Annotated in this window: 15 protein-coding genes; 13 read left to right on the top strand and 2 right to left on the bottom strand. The window is 65.9% G+C overall.

Features of this window, described 5'->3' with window-relative positions:
* The 13 genes from RIN49_RS15785 to RIN49_RS15725 all read left to right on the top strand — a co-directional run bounded on the left by RIN49_RS15785 (window position 1) and on the right by RIN49_RS15725 (window position 12,023).
* Window positions 1-1,041, top strand: a complete 1,041-nt coding sequence (locus RIN49_RS15785; RefSeq protein ID WP_309121127.1) for a FecCD family ABC transporter permease — start codon at window positions 1-3, stop codon at window positions 1,039-1,041.
* Window positions 1,042-1,857 (top strand): heme ABC transporter ATP-binding protein, encoded by an 816-nt coding sequence (locus RIN49_RS15780; protein ID WP_309121126.1) that lies wholly within the window; start codon window positions 1,042-1,044, stop codon window positions 1,855-1,857. It abuts the gene before it with no gap.
* 36 nt (window positions 1,858-1,893) lie between these two features.
* Window positions 1,894-2,976: a nicotinate-nucleotide--dimethylbenzimidazole phosphoribosyltransferase gene (cobT, locus tag RIN49_RS15775; protein WP_309121125.1), complete on the top strand. Its 1,083-nt coding sequence runs from the start codon at window positions 1,894-1,896 to the stop codon at window positions 2,974-2,976.
* A gap of 45 nt (window positions 2,977-3,021) precedes the next feature.
* A complete protein-coding gene (cobU, locus tag RIN49_RS15770) occupies window positions 3,022-3,597 on the top strand; it encodes a bifunctional adenosylcobinamide kinase/adenosylcobinamide-phosphate guanylyltransferase (protein ID WP_309121124.1) in 576 nt (191 codons plus the stop codon).
* Window positions 3,594-4,583, top strand: coding sequence for an adenosylcobinamide-phosphate synthase CbiB (cbiB, locus tag RIN49_RS15765; RefSeq protein WP_309121123.1), 990 nt, complete (start codon window positions 3,594-3,596; stop codon window positions 4,581-4,583). The genes cobU and cbiB overlap by 4 nt, the downstream gene beginning before the upstream one ends.
* Entirely contained in the window at window positions 4,547-5,371 is an 825-nt protein-coding gene (cobS, locus tag RIN49_RS15760) for an adenosylcobinamide-GDP ribazoletransferase (protein WP_309121122.1), read from the top strand. The genes cbiB and cobS overlap by 37 nt, the downstream gene beginning before the upstream one ends.
* A gap of 301 nt (window positions 5,372-5,672) precedes the next feature.
* Complete coding sequence (gene cobD, locus RIN49_RS15755; RefSeq protein ID WP_309121121.1) at window positions 5,673-6,770, top strand: threonine-phosphate decarboxylase CobD; 1,098 nt, start codon at window positions 5,673-5,675, stop codon at window positions 6,768-6,770.
* Window positions 6,767-8,323 carry a cobyric acid synthase gene (locus tag RIN49_RS15750; RefSeq protein ID WP_309121120.1) on the top strand — a complete coding sequence of 519 codons (1,557 nt, stop codon included), beginning with the start codon at window positions 6,767-6,769 and terminating at the stop codon, window positions 8,321-8,323. Before cobD ends, RIN49_RS15750 begins: the two co-directional genes overlap by 4 nt.
* Entirely contained in the window at window positions 8,320-8,895 is a 576-nt protein-coding gene (locus tag RIN49_RS15745) for a cob(I)yrinic acid a,c-diamide adenosyltransferase (protein WP_309121119.1), read from the top strand. The genes RIN49_RS15750 and RIN49_RS15745 overlap by 4 nt, the downstream gene beginning before the upstream one ends.
* Window positions 8,892-9,830, top strand: coding sequence for an RluA family pseudouridine synthase (locus RIN49_RS15740; RefSeq protein ID WP_309121118.1), 939 nt, complete (start codon window positions 8,892-8,894; stop codon window positions 9,828-9,830). The genes RIN49_RS15745 and RIN49_RS15740 overlap by 4 nt, the downstream gene beginning before the upstream one ends.
* On the top strand, window positions 9,827-10,186 hold the full coding sequence (locus RIN49_RS15735; protein WP_309121117.1) for an arsenate reductase family protein: 360 nt from the start codon (window positions 9,827-9,829) through the stop codon (window positions 10,184-10,186). Before RIN49_RS15740 ends, RIN49_RS15735 begins: the two co-directional genes overlap by 4 nt.
* Window positions 10,183-11,376: an aminotransferase class I/II-fold pyridoxal phosphate-dependent enzyme gene (locus RIN49_RS15730; protein ID WP_309121116.1), complete on the top strand. Its 1,194-nt coding sequence runs from the start codon at window positions 10,183-10,185 to the stop codon at window positions 11,374-11,376. The genes RIN49_RS15735 and RIN49_RS15730 overlap by 4 nt, the downstream gene beginning before the upstream one ends.
* A 38-nt stretch (window positions 11,377-11,414) precedes the next feature.
* Complete coding sequence (locus RIN49_RS15725) at window positions 11,415-12,023, top strand: carbohydrate-binding family 9-like protein (RefSeq protein ID WP_309121115.1); 609 nt, start codon at window positions 11,415-11,417, stop codon at window positions 12,021-12,023.
* A 58-nt stretch (window positions 12,024-12,081) separates the two neighbouring features.
* On the opposite strand, the gene RIN49_RS15720 is transcribed toward RIN49_RS15725, so the two are convergent.
* Window positions 12,082-12,459: a RidA family protein gene (locus RIN49_RS15720; RefSeq protein ID WP_138195091.1), complete on the bottom strand. Its 378-nt coding sequence runs from the start codon at window positions 12,457-12,459 to the stop codon at window positions 12,082-12,084.
* Between the two features lie 103 nt (window positions 12,460-12,562).
* Window positions 12,563-13,963 (bottom strand): ABC transporter substrate-binding protein, encoded by a 1,401-nt coding sequence (locus RIN49_RS15715; RefSeq protein ID WP_309121114.1) that lies wholly within the window; start codon window positions 13,961-13,963, stop codon window positions 12,563-12,565.
* Window positions 13,964-14,085 lie beyond the last annotated feature (122 nt).

The raw sequence follows: 14,085 nt of genomic DNA, 5'->3' as shown, positions 1-14,085 counted from the left end.
ATGAGGCGAAAGCTGATCGGATGGGGAGGAGCGGGAGCGCTGCTCCTCCTTCTGTCTCTCGTCGTCAGCGTATCGCTCGGTTCGGCTTCCACGCTCGGCGTCGGCACGGTGTGGCGCATTCTGGTCGGCGCGCTGCCGGGGATCGGCGGGCTCGTGGATCCGACGTGGTCCGTCGCCCACGAGCAGATCGTTCTGCAGGTGCGGCTGCCCCGCATCGCGCTCGGCATGCTCGTCGGCGCGGCGCTCGCGACGGCGGGCGCAGGCTTCCAAGGCGTGCTGCGCAATCCGCTCGCCGATCCGTTCACGCTCGGGGTCGCCTCGGGCGCGTCGGTCGGCGCGGCGTTCCTCATCTTGACGAACGCGCAGTTCCTCTTCGGCTTCGCGACGATCCCCGTCGTCGCGTTCTGCACCGGCATGGCGACGTTGTGCGCGGTGTACCTGCTGGCGCGGGTCGACGGCGGCATGCGGCGGGAGACGCTCATCCTCGCCGGCGTCGTGCTGAGCGCGTTCCTCGGCGCGGTCGTCTCCTTCATGGTGTCGTTGTCCGACGACGTCGTCAACCAGATCGTCTTCTGGCTGATGGGCAGCCTCGCGCTGCGCGGTTGGCCGTATTCCGCGGCCGTCGCGCCGTACGTCGCCGTCGGCGTCGTCGTCTTATGCGCGTACGCGCGGACGCTCAACTTGTTCGAGCTGGGCGAGCGAAGCGCCGCGCACCTCGGGGTGCGGGTCGAGCGGACGCGTTGGATCGTGCTCGCGGTGTCGACGCTCATGACGGCCGCCGCCGTGTCGGTGACCGGCGTCATCGGCTTCGTCGGTCTCGTCATTCCGCATATGATCCGGCTGCTGTTCGGCTCGGACTACCGCATGATCGTGCCGCTGTCGGCGATCGGCGGCGCGGCGTTCGTCGTCTGGGCGGATACGCTCGCCCGGATGGCGCTCGCCCCGACGGAAATCCCGCTCGGCGTCGTGACGGCGTTCCTCGGCGCGCCGTTCTTCTTGTATTTGTTGACCCGACATAAAAAGACGATGGGAGGCGGCTAGATGATCCGAGCGACGAACGTCAGCAAACGCTACGAGAGCGTGCCGGTATTGTCCGACGTAAGCTTCCAGGTTCGCGAAGGCGAGTTTTTCGGCATTCTCGGTCCGAACGGCAGCGGCAAGACGACGCTGTTGAAGCTGCTGTCCGGGCTCGAGCGTCCCGACGCCGGGGAGGCGTCGATCGCCGAGCGCCCGGCGTTCGATTACAAGCGCAAAGAGCTGGCGCGGATGCTCGCCGTCCTGCAGCAGGACGCGCTGCCGCCGGTCGGCTTTTCGGTGCGGGACGTGGTGGAGATGGGCCGGTTTCCGTTCCAGAACTGGTTAGGGGAAGAGCGAGGCGCCGACGCAACGGTCGTCGACTCGGTGCTCGATTGCATGGGGCTGACGGCGCTGGCGGAACGGTCGGTGGACCGGCTCAGCGGCGGCGAGCGGCAGCGGGTCGCGCTGGCGAAGGCGATGGCGCAGCAGCCGAAGGCGCTGCTGCTCGACGAGCCGACGACGTTCCTCGATATCGGCTACCAGATTCAATTGATGGACCTCATCCGCGCGTGGCAGAAGGATTCGTCGCTGACGGTCGTGGCGGTGCTGCACGACTTGAACCTCGCGGCGATGTATTGCGACCGACTGCTGCTGATGGATCGGGGCCGAGCGGTCTGCTGCGGTTCGCCGCGAGAGGTGCTGACGCCCGGGCGCATCCGGACCGTCTACGGGGCGAACGCCACCGTGCTGGCGCATCCGACGAACGGCGCGCCGCAGGTGCTGCTCGAGTCGGGCGTTCCGGCGGCGACAAGCGCTTCGGCTTCGGGTATAATAAGTTAAATTTGGTAACGGACGAAACAAGGGACGGAGATACACATGGACGATACGTGGCTTACAAGCGTCTGCCGGTCGATCGAACCGCTTCGCGAAGAGGCGATGGCGGCCGCGCGGGAGCGGCTCGATTCGCTCACGAAGCCGCCCGGCAGCTTAGGCGCGCTGGAGCGGCTCGCGGAACGGCTTTCCGGCATCGCGGGGACGATGCCGCCGCCGCTCGGGAAGAAGGTGGTCGTCGTCATGGCGGGCGATCACGGCGTCTGCGAGGAAGGCGTCAGCGCCTTCCCGCAAGCGGTGACGGAGCAGATGGTGTTGAATTTCTTGCGCGGGGGCGCCGCGGTTAACGTGTTCGCGAAGCACGCGGGCGCCGACGTCGTCTGCGTCGACATGGGCGTCGCGGCGACGATCGACCATCCTGACCTGATCGCTTCGAAGATCGCGCCGGGCACGGCGAACATGACGAAGGGACCGGCGATGACGCGCGAGCAGGCGCTGCGGGCCTTGACGGCGGGCGTCGAGCTCGTCGGCCGGCTGGCGGGCGACGGCGTGCGGCTGATCGCGGTCGGCGAGATGGGCATCGGCAACTCGACGGCGGCCGCCGCGGTGACGAGCGCGCTGCTCGGCGCAGCGCCTGAAGCGTCGGTCGGCCGCGGTACCGGCGTCGACGACGCGGGACTCGCCCGCAAGCGGGACGCGGTGGCGCGGGCGCTGACGGCGAACGGCCTTGCGGCCGGCGCCGGCGCTTCGGGCGCGGAAGGCGCGCTCGAGACGCTGGCGAAGGTCGGCGGCTTCGAGCTCGCGGGCATCGCGGGCGTCTGTCTCGGCGCGGGCGTCTACCGCGTGCCGGTCGTCGTCGACGGCTACATCTCGACGGCGGCCGCCTTGGTCGCGTCTCGATTGTCGCCGCACGTCGCGTCGTATTTGATCGCTTCGCATCGCTCCGAGGAGCCGGGCCACGCCATCGTCCTGGACGCGCTCGGACTCGAGCCGATGCTGGAGCTCGGCATGCGGCTCGGCGAAGGCACGGGCGCGGCGCTTTCCTTACGGATCGTGGAGGCGGCGGTCGACGTGCTCGGCCGCATGGCGACGTTCGCGTCGGCCGGCGTCTCGGGCAAACTGGAGTAAGTCGTGAACGTCGAAGTCGAAGCGGAAGTCGGAGGGTAAACGGCTATGGTCGTGGTATTGGTGACCGGGGGCACCCGCAGCGGCAAGAGCGCCTTCGCGGAACGGTACGTCGAGCGGTACGCGGAGGAAGGCGTCTACATCGCCACCGCGCAGTCGTTCGACGAGGAGATGGAGCGGCGCATCGCGACGCATCGGTCGCGGCGGGATACGGCCGGATTCGTCTGGAAGACGGTCGAGGAGCCGATTCGGCTGCCGGAATGCTTGGAGGCGCTCGACTTCGAATATAACGTATACCGGTCCGGGCATACGCTCGTCCTCGTGGATTGTCTGACGTTGTGGCTGTCCAATCTGCTCCTGCAATGGGAAGCGGAGCCGGACGCGGAGGCGCGCTGTCTGGCGCGCGCGGACGAGCTGGTCGCCGTCCTGCGCCGATTCCAAGGAACCGTCGTGCTCGTCACGAACGAGGTCGGCTTCGGCATCGTGCCGGCGACGCCGCTCGGCCGTCTGTACCGCGACGCCGCCGGGCGGATGAACCAGAAGGTCGCCGCGGCGGCCGACCAAGTGTTCCTCGTCGCCTCCGGCATCCCGATCGAGCTGAAGAGCCGGGAGTATCGGTTATGACGGGGCTCGCGCTGTTTACGTGGGAGGAGACGCTGTGGATGGTCGCGGCGGCGCTCGCCGTGGACCTCGCCGTCGGCGACCCGGCGCGGCTGCCGCATCCCGTCGTCGCGATCGGCCGCTGGATCCGGTGGGTGGAAGCGAGAACGTACGTCGAAGCGCCGAGGGAGCGGTCGTTCCTGTTCGGCGTTTTGCTATGTGTAACGACGGTGGCGGGCAGCGCCGCGGCGGCTTGGCTGATCGTAAGAGGCTGCTTGTGGATCCATCCGTGGTTCGGCTACGCCGCGAACGTCTGGCTCGTCTCGACGACGATCGCGTGGCGCGGGCTCGCGGACGCCGGGCTGCGCGTGTACCGGCCGCTCGTCGGGGGCCGGCTGGACGAAGCCCGAATGTACACGGGGTATATCGTCGGGCGGGACACGGCCACGCTGGACGAGCCGGAGCTGACGCGGGCGACGGTGGAGACGGTCGCGGAAAATACGGTCGACGCCGTGCTGTCGCCCGTCGTCTTCGCGCTGCTCGGCGGCGCCGCGGGGGCGATGCTTTATCGGGCGGCGAACACGCTCGATTCGATGGTCGGGTACCGGAACGCGCGGTACTTGTGGTACGGCAAGGCGTCGGCGCGGCTCGACGACGTCTTGAATTGGATTCCGGCGCGGCTGTCGGCATTGTTGTTGGCGGGCGCCGCCTGGCTGCGCGGGCTGCCGGGCGGCGCGGCGCTGCGGACGGTCCGGCGGTACGCGCGGCTGCATCCGAGTCCGAACAGCGGTTATCCGGAGTCGGCCGTCGCCGGCGCGCTCGGCGTTCGGCTCGGAGGCGTGAACGCGTACGGCGGCGTCGAAAGCTTCCGAGCGTACATGGGCGAGCCGCGGGAGCCGCTTCGCAAAGAACATATCGTGCGCACCGTCGGACTGTTGCATGCGTTCGGCGGATTGCTGTTAGGAGGCTTGTTATGCGCGGCGGTTCTGGTCACTTGGGGGATTGGGTAAGCGCGGCGGCGGCGGCCGTGCAGCTGATGACGCGGGTGCCGCTGCCGTTCGCTTCCGCGTGGAACGAGCGTGTCGCCCGGCGGAGCATCGCGTTCTATCCGCTGGCGGGACTCGTCGTCGGGGTGCTTGTGGGATCTTTCTATTGGGGCTTATCGTTGCTGCTGCCGCCGTCGGCGGCAAGCGCGATCGTCGTCGCGGCTTGGGTGTGGGTCACCGGCGGGCTGCATCTGGACGGCTGGATGGATACCGCCGACGCGCTCGGCAGCAACCGCTCGCGGGAGCGGATGCTGGAGATTATGAAGGATCCCCGCGTCGGCGCGATGGGCGTGGCGGCGGGCGTGCTGCTGCTGCTCGGCAAGTACGCGTTCGTCCTGTCGCTCTTGGAATATACGGCCGCCGGCAGCTTGAATCTCGCCGCGGCGGTCGCCTGCGTGCCGATCGTCGCGCGCGCGTTCGCGCCGTGGGCGGTCGCCCTGTGGCCGTACGCCGGCGGCAGCGGCGGCATGGGCGCCGCGATGCGCTCGGCCGGACCGCGGCACGCCTTGGCGTCGGCGGCGGTCGGCGCGGCCTGCCTCGCGGCGGCGCTCGCGCTGTTCGGCTCGGGCGACCCGCTGTTCATGCTGCCGATCGCTTTGGCCGGGGCCGCGCTCGCCGCCTTGACCGGCGCCGTCATGGCCGCTTGGCTGAGCCGCCGCTTCGGGGGGCTCACCGGCGACGCGTACGGCGCCTTGATCGAGGGCATCGAGCTGGCGCTGCTGCTCGCGCTCGTCGCGTCGGGAAACACGTGAGCTCGAGGCGTCCGGCGCGCTTGCGTTCGCATTGACCGTTGCATCGTCATGGGTCCGTCGCGGCATAGATGCAAAAGTGCAGGTATTTCGCGTGAAATTGGTACCAAATTGCCGGATACCTGCGAAAGTGCAGCTATTCGGGACCGCTTCCCTCTCGAAGCGGTCAAATAAATGCACTATTGCAGGTAGTGCGCCGCTGCGGGCATCCGGAAGAGTAATTACCTGTACTAGTGCAGGCGCTGGCGGAGAGTTGCATCACCGGGGAGGCGGCCGAGAAACCGATAATGAAAGGTGGGGTCCGATGATGCTAGAACGATACGGACACGGGGGAGATTTGCGCACCGCTGCGGCGTTGTACGGCCGGCCGGCGGAGGCGTTCGTCGACTTCAGTTCGAACATGAATCCATGGGGGCCGCCCGAGGGAGCGCGGGCGGCGATGCTGCGCGCGTGGGAGCGCGTCGACGCGTACCCGGACCCGGCGGCGAGAACGCTGCGGGGCGCGCTCGCCGAGAAGCACGGCGTGCCGATCGAGGCGATCTGGGTCGGCAACGGCGCGGCGGAGGCGATCGACCTCGCCCTCCGAGCGCTGCGGCCGACGATCGCCGCCGTGGCGGCGCCGGGCTTCGCCGAATACGAGACGGCGGTCGAGCACGCCGGCGGAACGACGAGCCCCTTCGCGCTGCGCCCGGACGACGACTTCCGGCTCCGCGCCGAAGACGTCAGGGCTGCTGCGGCGGCCGGGGCCGACGCGATCGTGCTCGGCCACCCGAACAACCCGACGGGGCAGCCGCTTGCGCAAGGCGTCGTCGATGCCGCGCTCGACGCGTTCCGCGGCGTCGTCATCGACGAAGCGTTCCTCGACTTCTCCCCCGAGGAGGAGTCGCTGACGCTCGTTCGACGCGCGGCGGAGCGGCCGGGCCTCTTCGTGACGCGCTCGCTCACGAAGTTCTACGCGATCCCGGGGCTCCGGCTCGGCTACGTCGTCGCGCACCCGGAGGGCATCGCGCGCATCCGCGCGCTCGCCGTGCCGTGGAGCGCGAACGGCATCGCGCTCGAGGTCGGCGCCGCGGTGCTGGCGGACCGCGAGTTCGCCGAGCGCACGCTGCGCTGGCTGCCGCCGGAGCGGGAGTGGCTGGCGGCGCGACTGACGGCGCTCGGCCTGCGCGTCTTCCCGAGCGCGGCCAACTTCCTGCTCGCGCGGCTGCCCGAGGGCGCGAAGGCCGGAGAGCTGCAGACGACGCTCGGGCGCGAAGGCGTGCTCGTCCGAAGCGGCTCGACGTTCCGCGCCCTCGAGAAGGACGCCTACATTCGCCTCGCCGTGAAGAAGCGGGACGCGAACGAGCGGCTGCTGGCGGCACTTGCCGGCTGCCTCGAGGCGAGAGGGGCGGAGTCGCGATGACACGGCCGCACCTCTGCCCGACGCTCATGATTCAAGGCACCGCGTCCGACGTCGGCAAGAGCCTGATCGTGACGGCGCTCTGCCGCATATTGACGAACGACGGATACCGCGTCGCGCCGTTCAAGTCGCAGAACATGTCGAACAACTCGCATGTGACCCCGGACGGCAGGGAGATCGGCCGCGCCCAAGCGGTGCAGGCCGACGCGTGCCGCGTCCCGGCGACGACGGACATGAACCCGATTTTGCTGAAGCCGACGGGCGAACGGCGCGCGCAGGTCGTCGTGCACGGGAAGCCGCTGAGAGACTATGACGCGATCGACTATAGGGAGAAGTATCTCCCCACCGCGGAACGGTTCGTCCGCGAGGCGCTCGACCGGCTCCGCGCCGCCCGCGACGTCGTCGTGATGGAAGGCGCGGGCAGCCCGGCCGAGGTCAACCTGCGCGACCGAGACATCGTCAACATGCGCGCGGCCGCTTGGGGCGACGCTCCCGTCGTGCTCGTCGCGGACATCGACCGCGGCGGCGTGTTCGCTTCGATCGTCGGCACGATGGCCATACTTCGGCCGGAGGAGCGCGACCGGGTCAAGGGTTTTATCATCAATAAATTCCGCGGCGACCCGGCGCTGCTGACCGACGGGCTCGACTGGCTGGAGAAGGAAACCGGCAAGCCCGTCCTCGGCGTCGTACCGATGCTGCACGACGTCGGGCTCGAGGACGAGGACGCGGCGTCGCTCGACAACAAGCTCCGAACGCGCGCCGACCCGGCGCGCGACCTCGACATCGCCGTGCTGCGGCTGCCGCGGCTGTCGAATTTCACCGACGTCGACGCGCTCGCCGGCGAGCCGGACGCGTCCGTCCGCTATGTAAGCAGGGCCGAGGAGCTGGGCAGTCCGGACGCGATCGTCATCCCCGGCACGAAGAACGCGCTGATGGACCTCGCGGCGCTCCGCGAGCGCGGCCTCGACGCCGCCGTGCGGCGATACGCGGCGGCGGGCGGGCGCGTCGCCGGCATCTGCGGCGGCTACCAGATGCTCGGCCTGACGTTGAACGATCCGCACGGCGTCGAATCGTCGGAGGCGGCGACGCGCCGCATGGAGGGACTCGGCTTGCTTCCGCTGGAGACGACCTATGCGCGAGAGAAGCGGACGATCCGCGTCTCGGGCGCGTTCGCGGGCTGGCCCGGCGAAGCGGCGCCTGCCGCCTTCGAGCTTCCCGTCGAGGGCTACGAGATCCATATGGGAGAGACGGCGTTCCGCGAGCCGGTCCGGCCGTTATTTCGCTTCGACGACGGGTCGGAGGACGGAGCGGCGACGGAAGACGGACGGGTGTGGGGGACGTACGTGCATGGCATTTTCGATAACGACGGGTTTCGAAGAGCTTGGCTGAACGCCTTGCGCGGCGATCGGGGGTTGGCTCCGTTGGATGCCGCCTACCGCCATCGCGAGGCGCGCGAAGCCGCGTTCGACCGGCTGGCGGAGCATGTGCGAAGCCATGTGGATATGGAAGCGATCTATGCTATGATAGGATTTCGTAAGGGAGGCGCTTCAGGATGAAAATTTATACGAGAACCGGCGACAAAGGGAGCACCGGCGTCATCGGCGGCCGCGTGCGCAAAGACGACCTGCAGGTGGAGGCGTACGGCACGGTGGACGAGCTGAATTCGTTCGTCGGCGTCGCGATGGCCGGCATGGACAAGACCAAGTTCGCCGATTTGCTGGAAGACTTGCTCAACATACAGCACGAGCTGTTCGATTGCGGCTCGGACCTCGCGATTCTCGACAAGGCGAAGCGCGAATACAAGGTCACCGCCGACATGTCGGAGAAGCTCGAAGCTTTGATCGATAAGTACGACGCGGAGACGCCCGACATTACGCGGTTTATCCTCCCGGGGGGCTCGGCCTCTTCGGCCGCGCTGCACGTCTGCCGCACCGTCTGCCGCCGGGCCGAACGCCGCGTCGTGACGCTGGCGGAACGTCAAGACATCAACGAACATGTGCGGACGTATTTGAACCGACTGTCGGACTTGTTCTTCACGATCGCCCGGACGGCGAATTTCCGCGAAGGGCAGACCGACGTCGAATACGCCCGCAGCGCGGAAGTGTTCCGCCGTAAGTCCGGCCGATGACCGAACCGACGAAGCTGACGCATGTCGTGCCGCCGGAGCAGGACGGGTGGCGGCTGCGCTCCGTGCTGCTGACGGGCATGGGGCTGTCGCGCAAGCTGCTCGTGCGGCAGCGGGGCCTGGAGGGGTCGATCACCGTGAACGGCTCGACCGACGTGCTGTACCGGCCGATGCGCGCCGGCGACGTCGTGGAGGTGACGCTGCCGGTAGAACAGTCGGAGACGATTCTCCCGCAGCCCATGGAATTCGGAATCATCTACGAGGACGAGCATCTGCTCATCGTGAACAAGCCCTGGGGTTTGATCGTCCACCCGACGTCGGGCCATTATACGGGGACGCTCGCGAACGGCATCGTTCATTACTGGCGGGAACGGGGGGAATCGTATCGGTTCCGCCCGATTCACCGCCTCGATCAGGATACGTCGGGCGTGCTCGCGGTCGCGAAGAACGGGTACGCGCATCAGTTCGTGAGCGAGCAGTTTCAAGCCGGTCAGGTGGCCAAAAGCTACATCGCCGTCGTCTACGGCCGCATGTCGGCGGACGCCGGCACCGTCGAGGGACCGATCGACCGCGACGTCGACGTGCCGCATATGCGCGTCGTGACGCCGGCGGGCGCGCCTTCGACGACGCATTACGAAGTCGTCGAGCGGTTCGCGGACGCGACGGTCGTGCGCGTGAAGCCGGTCACCGGCCGCACGCATCAGATTCGCGTCCATATGAAGTTCATCGGGCATCCGTTGATGGGCGACGAGCTGTACATCGACGCGGTGCGCCACCCGCCGCGCGAGCTGCCGATCGCGCGTCAAGCGCTGCACGCCGAGACGCTGTCGTTCGTGCATCCCGAGTCGAAGGAACGCGTCGCGTTCGCGGCGCCGCTGACGCCGGATTTGGAGACGTTGATTAAATTTCTACGCGAAGAAGGGGAGATGACATCATGACGACCGTCACCGCATATATCTACCCGAAGTGCAGCACCTGCCGCGACGCCATGAAGTCGCTGGAGGCTAAAGGAGTGCAGTCCGAGAAGATCGATCTGTTCGAGACGCCGCCTTCGCAGGAGCAGCTGCGATCGTTCTGGGAGCTTAGCGGGCTGCCTTTGAAAAAGTTCCTGAACACCTCCGGCGAAGCGTACAAGGAGATGAAACTGAAGGACCGCATTCCGCGGATGAGCGACGACGACATCTTGGAGCTGCTCGCCTCGAACGGACGGCTGATCAAGCGGCCGATCGTCACCGACGGCAAGCGGATCACCGTCGGGTTCAAAGAAGAGCAATATAAGGAGATCTGGTCATGAACTTCGTGCAACCGTCCGAGCGGCTCGGCCGGCTCGGCTCGTCGATCTTCAGCGAAGTAGCGTCTTGGCGCGCGGAGGCCGCGTCCGAAGGGCTCGACGTCATCGACCTCGGCATCGGGAGCCCGGACAAGCCGCCGGCGGAAGCGGTCCGCCGGACGCTCGCCGACGCCGCGATGCGCGAGGATATGTACGGCTACCCTTCTTCGGAAGGGAGTCCGGCGTTCCGGCAGGCGGCCGTCGAGTGGCTCAAGTTCCGATTCGGCGTCGAGGTCGATCCGGCGGCGGAGACGACCGTCCTCATGGGCTCGCAAGACGGCCTCGGCCATCTCGCGCTGGCTGTGACGAATCCCGGCGACATCGCGATCTTGCCCGACCCGGGGTACCCGATCTACGGAGCGGGACTGGCCGTCGCGGGCGTAGAGCCGTATCCGGTGCCGCTTCGGGAGAGCAACGGTTACTTGTTCGACTTCGCGTCGATCCCGGAGGACGTCGCCCGCCGCGCCAAGCTGATCGTCGTCAACTATCCGAGCAACCCGCTCAGCGCCGTGGCGGATCGTTCGTTCTATGAATCATTAATTTCATTCGCTAAACAATACGGCATCTTAGTCGTTCACGACGCGGCGTATTCCGAGCTCGCCTTCGACGGGTATCGCCCGATGAGCATCCTCGAGCTTCCGGGGGCGAAGGACGCGGCGATCGAGTTTCACTCGTTGTCGAAGAGCTTTAACATGGCGGGCTGCCGCATCGGCTTCGCCGTCGGGCATGCGCCGGCGGTTCAGGCGCTGCGCACGCTGAAGGCGAACCTCGACTACGGCGTGTTCGCCGCCGCGCAGGAAGCGGGGATTCGAGCGTTCGCGGAGGATCTGTCGAACGAAGGCGCGAAAGCCGCCGCCGTCTATCAGTCCCGGCGCGACATATTTGTCGAAGCGATGCGGGAGGCCGGATGGGTCGTCCCCAAGCCGAAAGCGACGATGTTCGTCTGGGCGCGCGTGCCGCAAGGGTGGACGTCTCGACAAATTTCCCAGGAAATTTGTCGGCGAACCGGCGTTGTTGTCGTTCCGGGCAACGCGTTCGGTGTCGAAGGAGAAGGATACGTGCGCATCGCGCTGGTGCAAGAGGAAGGCAGATTGCTGGAGGCGGCGCGGCGGATCGGCGAATTTTTCCGCGAGGAAGGGCTAAGCGTCGACTAAGGAAAGACGGCGAACGAGACCGGAAGGAGGCTATGGCCATGCAATATGTCTGTCGATACGTCGAGGCGAAACCCGGCGAAGCGATTCCTTGGGAACGCGCGGATGCGGCGGTACTCATGGATGTCGTCACAGGCGGCGTCCCCCGGCAGCGAACGGAAGCGAAAGCCGTGTGGACGAACGATGCTTTGCGGATTCGGTTCGAGTGCGAAGACGATTTCATCTCCGCGGCGATGACGCGGCGGGACGATCCGCTCTACGACGAAGACGTCGTCGAAGTGTTTATCGACGAAGCGGGGGCGGGGGAGCGCTACATGGAGCTGGAGATCAACCCGCTGAACGCGGTGTTCGACGCAAAAATCGTCAACGATCTGGAAGGGAACATTCAAGTCGACACGTCGTGGGATGCGGAAGGTTTACATACGACGGCGGTCCGGGAAGCGGGGAAGACGACGTACGAAATCTCGATTCCGTTCGATAATTTCGAGAAGCGGCCGGACGCCGGAACGACATGGCGATGGAACCTGTACAGAATCGACGCGGACCCTTCGGGGCGGCGCCATTTCTGGGCATGGTCGCCGACGGGCGCCGTCGATTTCCACCGATCCGAACGATTCGGCGCCCTCGTGTTCGCCGCATCGGATCGCTGAGGCGAAAAGAAACGACCATGGCCGGCTTGCGTTCGACGCAGCAAGCGGGCCATGGTCGTTATTTGCGTTTCAGCCTTGCGATGACGTCGATCTCGACGAGCAGATCGAAGTTCAATTCGCAGTAAACAAGCGTTCGCGCCGGGTAGGGACGGGGGATCAGCTCGGCGTATATCCGGTTAAATCCCTCGTAATGCTTGCGATCGGAAAGGTACACGTTGACTTTGAGAATGTCCTCCAGCGTAACGCCCGATTGCGACAGGATCGCCGCGACGTTTTGAATCGTGCGCACGGTTTGGCCCTCCAGATCGTGCGCCGCCAGCTCGCCCGTGATCGGATCGAATCCGCCTTGCCCCGAAATAAACAGCAAGGTGTCCGACTGCGTCGTTACGGAGAAGGGGACGACTTCCGTGCCGTACGAGTTGATCTTGTTTTCCAATCGCCATGTTCCTCTCGTAGAAATTTCGCTCGGTTCGGCGTGCCGGAGGCCGCCTGCGTCGGAGCAGACCCGCCGCCGGCAGCCTACGCGGGATAAAAGACGGTTACCAGCCCAACGCTTTGCGCGTATCCGCCGCTTTCCGATTGTACTCCTCGACGAACGGGATCACCTCGCTGAAGTCCCCGCCTTCCGTCATAATCCGACTGATCCTCGCGCTGACGTTGTTCACGTAATCGCCGAGGTCCATCACGTTCATATCGTTCCAGTAGCAGCACATCTGCGCGGACATCTTGACCGCTTCGACGTCCTTCCCGCTCCAGATGCTCGTTTGCTCGTAATGCGCGTCGATCTCCGGACTGATGACCCACGAGCCCGAACCGTTGTCGATGCTAAGCTTCTGCGCTTTCTCGCTGAAGAGATAGCTGAGGAACATGAACGCTTCTTCCTTATGCTTCGACGCCTTCACCATCGACATCGGGCCGACTTGGTGCAGCGTGACTTGCCGCTCCGTGCCGCGCGGGAACGGCAGAACGTCCCACTCGAAGGTCGCCTGCTGGAGCGTCGGCAAGATCCAATCCACCCCGGTGATGAACAACACGTTCCCGTTGACGAAGTTCACGGCCGGATCGGCGTTAAAGCCGTTCTCCTTGATTTGCTCCGGATTCGGCTGCACGTTCCACTTGCGGATCAAATCCTGCGACCACTGCAGATCGGCCAGCACCTCCGGCGAATCCGCTACGCTCTTGGTCCGGTCTTCGCTCAGCAACCGGGCGCTGCCCGCGCTGCCGTTGGCGATCGCGCGGATGTCGTTCATGTCGCCGGCGAGGCCGAACATGCCCCAGTCGTTGGCGTCCTTGTTCGTCGCCGTCTTCGCCATCTCGAGCAAGTCGTCGTACGTCCAATCTTTGCCGGGCATCTCCATGCCATATTTGCTAAGCATCTCTTTGTTGACGGCGATCCACATCGGGATGTCCGTCCACGGGAGGGCATACGTCTTGCCGCCGGTCGTGAACGACTCCAGCAAGCCTTCGACCATCTTCGCGTTCTGCATTCTTTCGTCCACGGCGATGTAAGGCTTTAAGTCTTCCAACAGGTCGTTGCCGTTCGATACCCATTCCGTCAATCCGCGGTCCAGAATGACGAGGTCGGACTCCTCGCCGGCGATGATGTTGTTAATGACGGCCTGGTTGATCGAGGTGTTCTCTTTGATCGTGATCCAAGGATGCTCTTCCATGAAAGCCGCGATCGTCGCCTTCAGCGCCGGGCTGAAAAACCAGCCGTGAATCGTCAGCTCGACGGGCTGTCGGTCTTCGGGAGCCGGCTCCGGCTCCGGCTTCGCCTCGTCGGCAGGCGGCGTCTTCGTCTCGCCGGTCGCAGGCGGCGTCTCGACCGGCGGCTCTTCCGTCCCGGATTTCGTTCCGCCCCCGGAACATGCGGACAACGCAACCATGACCGCAAGCAGCACCGCGATAATGCCTCGAACCTTCCACCATCCTAATTTCAACGCATTTCCCCCCCGAAAAAAATAGTAAGCGCTTCCCTGTACGCGACGCCGTGAGTAATTGGAAGTTCTTGCCTCGATTTTAATCACGTCATAATTTCAAGTCAACAAAAATATTTCACATA

It is taken from the genome of Paenibacillus sp., from assembly GCF_031177825.1.
Classification (GTDB): domain Bacteria; phylum Bacillota; class Bacilli; order Paenibacillales; family YIM-B00363; genus Paenibacillus_AE.
Note: the sequence above shows the minus strand (reverse complement) of the source record. Positions and strands in the feature narration are given on the sequence as shown.